Source organism: Lysinibacillus sp. BF-4 (assembly GCF_000743635.1).
Classification (GTDB): Bacteria; Bacillota; Bacilli; order Bacillales_A; family Planococcaceae; genus Metalysinibacillus; species Metalysinibacillus saudimassiliensis.
On sequence record NZ_JPUW01000056.1, the window covers coordinates 1 to 9,971 of the forward strand.

Annotated in this window: 7 protein-coding genes, 1 pseudogene and 1 CRISPR repeat array; all 8 genes and pseudogenes read right to left on the reverse strand. The window is 41.4% G+C overall.

The window, feature by feature from the left end; genetic code table 11:
- The first annotated feature begins 34 nt into the window (after positions 1-34).
- A CRISPR array of direct repeats spans positions 35-1,597; the repeat unit is 33 nt; unit sequence ATTTCAATCCACGCTCCTAATGAAAGGAGCGAC.
- 151 nt (positions 1,598-1,748) lie between these two features.
- Positions 1,749-2,039, reverse strand: coding sequence for a CRISPR-associated endonuclease Cas2 (gene cas2 / locus CH76_RS12555; protein ID WP_036146962.1), 291 nt, complete (start codon positions 2,037-2,039; stop codon positions 1,749-1,751).
- Positions 2,040-2,043: 4 nt separating this feature from the next.
- Positions 2,044-3,075 (reverse strand): type I-C CRISPR-associated endonuclease Cas1c, encoded by a 1,032-nt coding sequence (gene cas1c / locus CH76_RS12560; RefSeq protein ID WP_036146965.1) that lies wholly within the window; start codon positions 3,073-3,075, stop codon positions 2,044-2,046.
- Positions 3,072-3,731 (reverse strand): CRISPR-associated protein Cas4, encoded by a 660-nt coding sequence (gene cas4 / locus CH76_RS12565; protein ID WP_036146967.1) that lies wholly within the window; start codon positions 3,729-3,731, stop codon positions 3,072-3,074. Before cas4 ends, cas1c begins: the two co-directional genes overlap by 4 nt.
- The gene (gene cas7c, locus CH76_RS12570; protein ID WP_036146968.1) at positions 3,718-4,584 is read right to left on the reverse strand and encodes a type I-C CRISPR-associated protein Cas7/Csd2; all 867 of its coding nucleotides are present in this window, start codon (positions 4,582-4,584) and stop codon (positions 3,718-3,720) included. The genes cas4 and cas7c overlap by 14 nt, the downstream gene beginning before the upstream one ends.
- Positions 4,565-6,463 (reverse strand): type I-C CRISPR-associated protein Cas8c/Csd1, encoded by a 1,899-nt coding sequence (gene cas8c, locus CH76_RS12575; protein WP_036146971.1) that lies wholly within the window; start codon positions 6,461-6,463, stop codon positions 4,565-4,567. The genes cas7c and cas8c overlap by 20 nt, the downstream gene beginning before the upstream one ends.
- Positions 6,460-7,185: a type I-C CRISPR-associated protein Cas5c gene (gene cas5c / locus CH76_RS12580; RefSeq protein WP_036146973.1), complete on the reverse strand. Its 726-nt coding sequence runs from the start codon at positions 7,183-7,185 to the stop codon at positions 6,460-6,462. Before cas5c ends, cas8c begins: the two co-directional genes overlap by 4 nt.
- An 11-nt stretch (positions 7,186-7,196) precedes the next feature.
- Positions 7,197-9,524: a CRISPR-associated helicase/endonuclease Cas3 gene (locus CH76_RS12585; protein WP_036146974.1), complete on the reverse strand. Its 2,328-nt coding sequence runs from the start codon at positions 9,522-9,524 to the stop codon at positions 7,197-7,199.
- Positions 9,525-9,570: 46 nt separating this feature from the next.
- Positions 9,571-9,971 (reverse strand): annotated as a pseudogene (locus tag CH76_RS13955) (hypothetical protein); the annotation flags it as partial.

The following is a 9,971-nucleotide window of genomic DNA, read 5'->3' on the forward strand; positions in this document are numbered from 1 at the left end:
ACCTCTTGAATTTTTGCATCAAGACGCGATTTCGATTTCAATCCACGCTCCTAATGAAAGGAGCGACGGGAAATCAGGTTCAAAGAAAAACGTCTCCAATACATTTCAATCCACGCTCCTAATGAAAGGAGCGACGCTGTGGGTATTCGTAAGGTAGATAACACAATTATTTCAATCCACGCTCCTAATGAAAGGAGCGACAGTATTCTAAAGTTGTTTAAAAAAGCCATTGTAATTTCAATCCACGCTCCTAATGAAAGGAGCGACAACACGTACGATGTTAGCGATTGCGGAAATTTACATTTCAATCCACGCTCCTAATGAAAGGAGCGACGCATTGCGGATATTTAAGCGATGAGTTTGATTGATTTCAATCCACGCTCCTAATGAAAGGAGCGACTTTAATTAGGTTTTGGTCATTTAAGTCGTTCCATATTTCAATCCACGCTCCTAATGAAAGGAGCGACGGCAAACAAGAAAGTCGCGCAGCCAATCAAATTATTTCAATCCACGCTCCTAATGAAAGGAGCGACGCAGACGTAATGAGTAGTCACATGGTACTCATTATTTCAATCCACGCTCCTAATGAAAGGAGCGACTGTAATTATGGCTTCAGCGCAAGTTGGTAAATCCATTTCAATCCACGCTCCTAATGAAAGGAGCGACTAAATCTCCACTTGTGCTATTGTCACGGTCTTCAATTTCAATCCACGCTCCTAATGAAAGGAGCGACCAAAACGTAGTGTGACCTGAGCAAAAATATGGATTTCAATCCACGCTCCTAATGAAAGGAGCGACTAGCTGCAAGACCAATAAGGATAGTTTTGGCTGATATTTCAATCCACGCTCCTAATGAAAGGAGCGACTCACCGAAAGTACAAGGAAAGAAAGATTTAATAATTTCAATCCACGCTCCTAATGAAAGGAGCGACTTGCATACACCCGGGCCTTGGCAACAGTTAGATATTTCAATCCACGCTCCTAATGAAAGGAGCGACCAAGGACCGGGCGCCAACCACAATACGCAATGCATTTCAATCCACGCTCCTAATGAAAGGAGCGACCGGCATAAGCGCTTGCTTGGCTATCCTTTTAAATATTTCAATCCACGCTCCTAATGAAAGGAGCGACACTTCGGACAAATAATTGTGCCAGGAACGAGACGATTTCAATCCACGCTCCTAATGAAAGGAGCGACCAGCCAATACAGACTCCGCGCCCTATTCGTTCGATTTCAATCCACGCTCCTAATGAAAGGAGCGACACCAACGACTACACGGTCAAGGTTTGCTGTCATATTTCAATCCACGCTCCTAATGAAAGGAGCGACGATAAACCATGATGTTACGACGTTATCATAATCGTAATTTCAATCCACGCTCCTAATGAAAGGAGCGACTTCTGCCAACCACTCTTCATAAATAGGTTGGCAATTTCAATCCACGCTCCTAATGAAAGGAGCGACCTCAACATATTGCTCATAGCGTGCTTCATTTGCATTTCAATCCACGCTCCTAATGAAAGGAGCGACGTGGATGTAACATTCACGACTTTAATATTTGCTATTTCAATCCACGCTCCTAATGAAAGGAGCGACCGCAAAATATAGTATTTTGCTAAGGTGTTGCACTAGATATTGTGTCTGGTGCGACAGCTTTGGGAGTGTCTTGGGAGAATCGGCTAGGAAAAGAGCGTGATGACTGTGCGAACCTCCCGGGAAAAACATGGGCGCTTGGGGTTCGCCGCTTCTAAAAAATCAACGGCTTCTCTACTTCAATCGCTTCCTTTGCTCCAATATGACGCACTTTATTTTCATAATTATTGCCTAAGCGGTAAAAACGTAGCGAGTCAGTGTCAGGATTAATAATTGCTGCTAAGTCCATTTCTAGCAGACGTAACTGCGTGGCATCCACGACACATTCGAATACGGAGTTTTGTACACGCACACCGTATTGCTCACATTTTTTAGCTACTTTACGCAAACGTTTAGCACCGCCAGAAGATGTGACTTGCACATCATATGTCACTAAAACTAGCATTACATCACCTCACTAATAAAGGGGGGTACGCATCTAAATCGCCTCGTAAAAAACGAGCGAGCAATAAAGCTTGCACATGTGGCACAAGCCCCCATACTATTTTTTCTTTTAAATAGGGATGTGTCATTTTCTCTTGCTTTTCTTCTTGCCATTTCTTTAAAAACATGCGGCGAGCATCATCTGTTAATAGGACGGCACCGCTCTCTTTTTTGATAAAATCCGTTGCGTTAAGTTGCCTGCGATTAATCAATTTTAATACAAAACGCTCGGCAATAATCGGACGCAGTTCTTCCATTAAGTCAAGCGCTAATGACACACGCCCTGGGCGATCTCGATGTAAGAAGCCTACATACGCATCTAGCCCCACACCTTCTAATGCAGCGGCCACCTCTCCCGCTAGCAAAGCGTAAGCAAACGATAGTAGCGCATTTATCTCATCCTTTGGGGGACGGCGGGATCTGCCTTTATAATAAAACACGTCTTTTTGGTGAAGGATACACTCATCAAACACACTAAAATAAGCACTCGCCGCATTACCTTCTATCCCGCGTAGTGTATCTAACTCTTCACAGGTTAATAGCTTAGCTCGTGCCTCACGCAACTGCACAATACTGTATTGTATACGCTCCGTATCTACACGAAGCGCATGATCACGCATAGTTCGTCGTAAAATATGCTCACTATTGTAAATTTTACCTATAATCATATGACGAGCAATTTTTGCACTTTCTGTCTCATTTGTTGAAATAGCATATTGCGTTTTACGTAAGGTCACGTTGCCGTTTACCGTACCTGTTAAGCGCCCACGAAATCTACCGCTACTTGAGAAGAAAGTCAAATTAATATTATTTTCCATACAGTATGCCATTAACGCAGGACTTGCCCCCTGATGACCAAAGGTGCAAATCCCCTCTAGATTATGGAGTGGTACTCGACCTAAACTATTACCTTCTTGCATAATGTTAAGATTATGCCCTTTCAATGCTAAATAACAATCTGGTTGGGAAACATATACAACATTTAATAAACGCTTCACGACTTCATCATCCTATTCATATAAGCATTTACCGTTTCTCTTTCATCTAATTCTGGTAAACATTGATTACGTAATGAACAACTTATACAATGCTTGCCAGTTTTCACTGTGGGCGTGTGGCGTCGTGAGTAATAATGATGCATTTCTTTCAGCATCTTACGCACTTGCTCTCGTAAAGCAAACGTAATCGTTACAGGTATACGTTTGCGTATTTCATGGTAATACATAGCCGCTTCATTGACAGGAACAGCAAGCATTTCTTCTAAGCACATCGCTTGCGCTGTCAGTTGCAAGATATCTGCATCATGGGTCTTAGGCTTACCCCTCTTATATTCGATAGGTTTAGGTAAGTAACGCCCTTGTTCCTTTGCTAAAGGCACACCTGCCTCATTTTCTGTAAACTCTACCATATCGCAAATGCCTGTTATGCCCAGTGTAGCTGAATGTACAGGAAGCGCGCGTACATAAATTGTACTCCCTCGTTTCTCCCGTACGAACGGATTATCTGCCAATTCATGTAGGGCATTTCCTTCTACTGTCAAGACATTTTCTTCCCAAGCTTGTTCGATATGAATGAGTGCCCATTGTCTACGACAAAAAGCAAAGTGTTGTAAGCCTGACAACAGTAAGTAATCGTCTTCCTTATAATCCGTCATAAACCTGTGCCGCTAAATTATCAAGCGGTGCTACTGTAATTTCATAATTTTCGATTGATGGTGGGAAGTCATCTTTCACACGTGTTACGCTAACTGTTCGGTGCACTTTAGCTGATGAATATTGACCTAATTTGCTATTATGTTCCCACCAAATGAGTTTATTAACTTCCATACTGCCGTCAGGACGTGCCGATGAGGCATCGTTCGCAAATAATGTACGTAGTGCTTCTTTAATTGCCTCCGCATCTTCTTTGCTAAAGCCCGTACGTTCTGCGAGTTGTGGGTTGATGCTGCCATAAAATACATACACACCAAAATCAACACGATGTTTCATACCCATTGTGTCTGACGTTTTTTGACTAGGGTCTTTAGCATTTGTTATTGAGTTAACACTTTTCGTAATTTGCATACTTGTAATATCAACAGGCTCAATACTTGTGGCAGAGTGGATAGATACAGGACCACGCACACCAAGACTTAATTTATCGCCTTTAAATGCAAAAACTTGACCAAATGCACGTACATCAAACCATGTATCACAAGCGATTTTTTCAGCTAAACCTACATCACCTTTCGCATTTTTTAAGATTTTTTCGAGCTCTGGTACATTCGCTACACGATCACGCACACTACGAAATGCATCGTTGCGACGCTCATCTGACTGTACTAAAATGGCTTGATTATCATCTTGCAGACGATTACGCAATTTACGTTTAATCGCTACATCCGAAATTTCACCATGCCCATTGAAGTCTTGACGCGGGCGATTTCCATTTAGTGGATCACCATTAGGGTTAGCTTTATCTACGGTTACGACTACCGCAAAATCAATTTTATTCGTTAGTGTTGTCATTTGTTACTTCCTCCTTTTTGGTATACATCGCTTGCACTTGACTACTATATCCAAGTAAAAACACGGGACTTAACGTGGCATCTGTCATTTGCTCAATCGTGAGACGCGCCTCTAACTCTTGAATAATCTTTGCATAACGAGTAGCTTTAGTTCCTTGACGCTCAAAATACGGGTTGAGTTGTTTACGAATCACATGCCATGTACGTGCAGGGCGCTGACTAAATGCGTTAAAGTAGCGTGTCGCATTGGTCGAGCGATTTTCGCCTCGCTCCTTAAGTACACTACGCTCCATTACTTCCGCTACACCGAGTAGACGACCAAATAAATAGTCACGGCTGTTATTATCTTCTTGAATTGCCACAGTATATCCCTCACTCTCAAATTGTTTAGTAATTAATGCACATGCTATATTTAGCGTTGTTTCCCATGATTCCATTAACCCTTTAAAACTTGATGGATTTTTAATACGATTAAAAATTAACTGTACAATATCTTTAGGTATCGGCTTTTTTTCGATAATACATGGCAAAAGCCTTGTATAAAGTTCCTTTTTTATACGAGGGTCTGCCTTACTACCATAAACCGCTTCCACAATACGATACGTTGAAGGTGTATAAATCCCCCGCTTAATTTGCTTTGTTTCTTTATCTTGTGTAACTTGTAGCCAGCGGCATGTTGTATACCAATGACTAAGCGCCTCTATATATTGCTTAGGGTTCGTTTGTTGATAATACACAATGGCTAATCGTCCTGATGTGGCTGCATCAACTGCCATAATAATAATTTGCTCTCGCTTATCTTCTGGCAAAATGGGGCCAATGCCATGTAAATTAGCAGCTAGCGTTTTAGCTATAACTTCCTTAGTACACGCTGCTTTAATAGCACCTGTTGCCTCAGTCTCAAATTCACTCATACCATAATCACCATCTGCAAACGGATCAATGATATCCGGTTGCTCTACGCCAAAAGCGACAAAGTAGCGACTATCCACATACGTACCTTGGCGTTGAATGAGCCAGCGCAATGCGTGATGTGATTTTTGTGACACCTCATAACCAATTTGCACCGCTTCATCGACTTCTTTAAAACGTCCGCGATACGTAAATCCTGTATCATCATTTGATGAAATCAGCTTAGATAAATCACCTGCATTACGTATGCGCGAACCATGTTGCGTCGTTAAAATTGCATTCGCTTGCGCGGTCACATAGCACGTACCTCGTTGACTCTCAGCTACCTCATTAAAATAAGCAATATAGCTATCATACAGTGCTGTGTTTTCCCACACAGGTTGGTAATGCGGCATTTGCACATTAAACCTTATAAAACTATCAAGAATATTACCTGCCGCCACTTTATAAATCGCTGGTTTATCGTCACCCGTCCATTTAGTTAGCACATTACCATCTGTATCAACAGGAAAAATACCCGCTTCTACTAAATCTTGCACCACTTGTGCCTTAACAATATACGTATAAATCGCTTGCACTTCTTGCGGTGCATTAGGCGCTGTTGCCCAGCCCTTGAGCTGTTCACGGTACGTTTTGAAGTAGTCTGCTCGTTTTTCCTCACCGCCATAAGCCAAATAATCTCCTGCGACATAAAATACTTTGTCATGTAAATAATGCGGGCGTATAGCCGCACCTGAACGGTTAGCTGAGCCCAGTGTCATCGGTACAATCGTGCGCGCTTGGTCTTTTTCTAATACTTTAGCCGCAACAAAATCACCATTAGGCGAGAGTACGATTTCGATTTGTGCACTTTGTGTCATATGAGCAACAGGTAACAACGTAAAGCGCTGTTTCCGTACTTCTTCAAACTCGCCTATGCGATAGGTATTATTATTGTAGACAGCAGCCAATTGTTGCATCCAACTCATAACTCCGCCTCCCCAAATACATCGCGATATTCATCATCTACAGTTTTAAAGTTTTGACCTTTTATGAAGGGCTTAACCGCGCCTTTTTTTATATAACGTACCGTATCACACTGTTCAGGACGCACGAATGTAATGACGCCATCTTTCATTGTTGACGACCAAATCCTTGCTTGCCACTCGTTGCTATCTACCTCGTCAGGGTAAGTAAAACCATGAAACATCGGCCCAAAAGCAATGTCACCATAGCCATCATAAAAACTTTGACCACTGCCAAAAACACACGCTTCTACATAGCCTTGGCACTCACGTGTACCTAAATAAATATCACGGCGTCCTCCGCGCTCCACTGAACGCTTTGCAATATTATGATGCTTATGTTCATTACGGTCATATGCAAGGTCAGGTCGTTGTTCGTTAAATTCAAAATGCGCTCGTACTTGATACTTCGGCGCGCGCAAATATGTGTAGTACGCCAAGTCATTTGAGGCATCTTGGTATTTTGCAGGACGCATACCTTTTACCTCTGTTTGAATCGCTTCCATCACACGTACCTCATCAATAATCCAGGTGATCGTAGGCTTCCAATAAATCGATTCTACAATCCCTTTTAGCGCTTCATACGTAGGGATTTGATACGTAAATTTTTCTCCGCCAACCCTTGTTACAGGGTCAGTAAATAAACCATATTTTCCATACACAACAAATTCAATTTGATTACGCAATGGTACACCTCCTAAAATTGATAATTACTAAAACTACCGTCCCCACTTATACTTAAACCATATTTGTCGTTATAACCATTTTCATGTACCGCAAATATATGATCTTGATACAGCGGTTGCAGTAAACCTTCTTTTATTAGTGCATCCAACTCATACCGATAAATATTAATCGCATACTGTTGTGCTTTTTTCACTACTTTATTTAATCTATCAAGTGGCATATCTTCGTTTAATTGTGCAATTAACTGCTGCCCTTCTGCACGATAAGGTACTAATACAGATGTTGTCGGTGACGAAATGGCTTCAAAATGTTGTTCAAGCGTTTTAAAACTATTTAACATATATGTTTTGCGCTCATTTTTTATACTGCCATCAATTAAATGAATTAATGGTGTATCCAAATTACGTGGTGTTTGTGAAATTTCGCGCTTAGCTTGTGCATCAAAAGCCGTAAAATACCTAGCAATCGTGTCAGGATGTAAAAAATCTTTGGTATATGGCAAAATATGTTCTGTCATCACGTCAGCGCCAATGCGAATTTCAGCTAAGCGACTCAAGTTTTCTGTTTTTGCTTTGACAATATATACATCACCCTTTGCTCGCTCTGCATTACGATTACATCGCCCCGCAGCCTGCGCGATAGCGTCTAGCCCCGCCAAAGAACGAATAACCGCTTCAAAGCTAATATCTACACCCGCTTCAATTAATTGCGAACTAACACAAATCACTGGCTCCACGCCAAGCTTCTGCCTCACTTCATTCAAAATTTCGGTACGATGTGCTGCACACATCGAAGTACTGAGGTGATACGTCGGCGCGATATTACGCTCATCTAGCTCCTCAAAAAGCTGTCGAACAGCCGTTTTAGTATTTAAAATAATTAATACGGACTGTTTAGTACTCATTATAGTTTGCACTTTATCAGCCAGTTGCTGTGTGTCTAGCCCATCTGTTGTCACATGATTGTATACATTAACACGCTCAAATGCCTGTGCGATTTGAGCGAGGTTAGGTACCATCTCTGCATCTGGTTGTAGTGTAATTGCATAGTCCATCTTATCAACTGTAGGCTGGGTTGCCGTGCAAAGTACAATACTGCTATTACCAATATGGTGTAAAAAATTTACTGCACTATTAAACAAAGCAAAATGATGATAAGGCACTGATTGTACTTCGTCAAAAATAATAACGGCATCCGTTAAATTATGCAGACGGCGCGATTTACGTGTACCCTTTTGAAAAATCGCATCCAAAAACTGTACCATGGTTGTAAAAATAATGGGATAATCCCAATTATCACGGCCAAGTTGCATTTTTTTGCGTAGCTCATTATCATAGTAATCTTCGCTATCGTCATCCTCTGCGATGATATTGGCATGATGCTCTAGTACAGCTTCTGGAGCCGCTATAATAGCAGCAACTGCCGATGCATTTTGCTCAAGTATCGTTGTATAAGGTACAACGTAAATGATACGTTTTTTGTGATACTTTGCTGCGTGTTTTAATGCGTACCGTAAACTTGCAAACGTTTTACCACCACCCGTTGGAATGGATAGTGTATATATGGCAGAAGGTTGCTCCGCTAATCGGTCGCAATTTTCCGACATCTCTGTGCGTAATTGATTAATCGGCGTTGTGCTTTGTTGCCAACCATTTACGGTTTTCATTAATTCCTTGTAATAGTCAGCAAACGCTGGTTGCTGCTGCGGTGGTAGTGTCTGTTCTTCAAAACAACGTGTATTTGTACGATCTGCATCCAATAAAAAGCTCAATACAAGTTTTTGTACATAATTAAAATAAAGCAGGGGCTTAGGTAACGCGAGAGATTTAACACGCAATTGTAATGCTTTAAATTCTTCAATTGCTTCTGTAAATAAGGCGTCTACGCGCGCTACATTGTCACTAACTGTCTCGAAGTTTGCCTTAACCTCGTTATAATAAGGTAACTCCTTATTTACTACACGTCGGATGTAGTCTGATGGTGCTAAATCAAGTTGAATAAAATTTTGTAAGCCTGAATGATGTGATAGCACTGCCATACCGATAATTTCTGTAACATAAGGATGTGTCTTATAATGACGCTCATATAAATATTTTGCGCCAGCCGTAGAGTGATCAATTTTTGTAGTACTTACCTTTTGATGATAAACAGCATCCGTAATATAATCCGTGAATGCTTGTGTATATTTACCCATATCATGTAGTAGCCCTGCTAATTCCGCATGTGCACCAAAGCCTGTAGCATCACCATATTGCCGTGCTAATGCCGCTACTTCATTGAGGTGCGTTTGTACATCTTGTATCTCATGGTCACTCGACCTAATATGTGCAATAAACATTTTATCACTCCCACTATAGATTACCTATGCCCCCATTATTATGCAATCACTTTGTTTGGAAGAAAACTGGCGAACCCTCTGTGCCACCAAATGAGATGAAGAAGTCCTCTCCTGCGCGTACTTGCCCAATGGTATTACCTTCTGTAGCGCCACCATTATATAATTTTGCATCGAGCCCGCTCGGTATTACTACCATGACATGCGGATACTCTTTGCCGTCCGCTGATACCGTTTTAAACGAATAGCTCGATAAGTTATAGCTATCGTCTTCTGTTTCAGCGTCTTTAAGTAACGCTTCTACCTTAACTAACACGTATTCCATTCCTTCGTCAGGCTCACTATTAAATTGATTTTCTGCTGAAATTTGTTGCCACGCTTCTTCGCCTCTTGTAATACTCGCAATTGTTAAATCTAAGTTTGCCGCATAGCTGTTAAAGCTGTCATCTT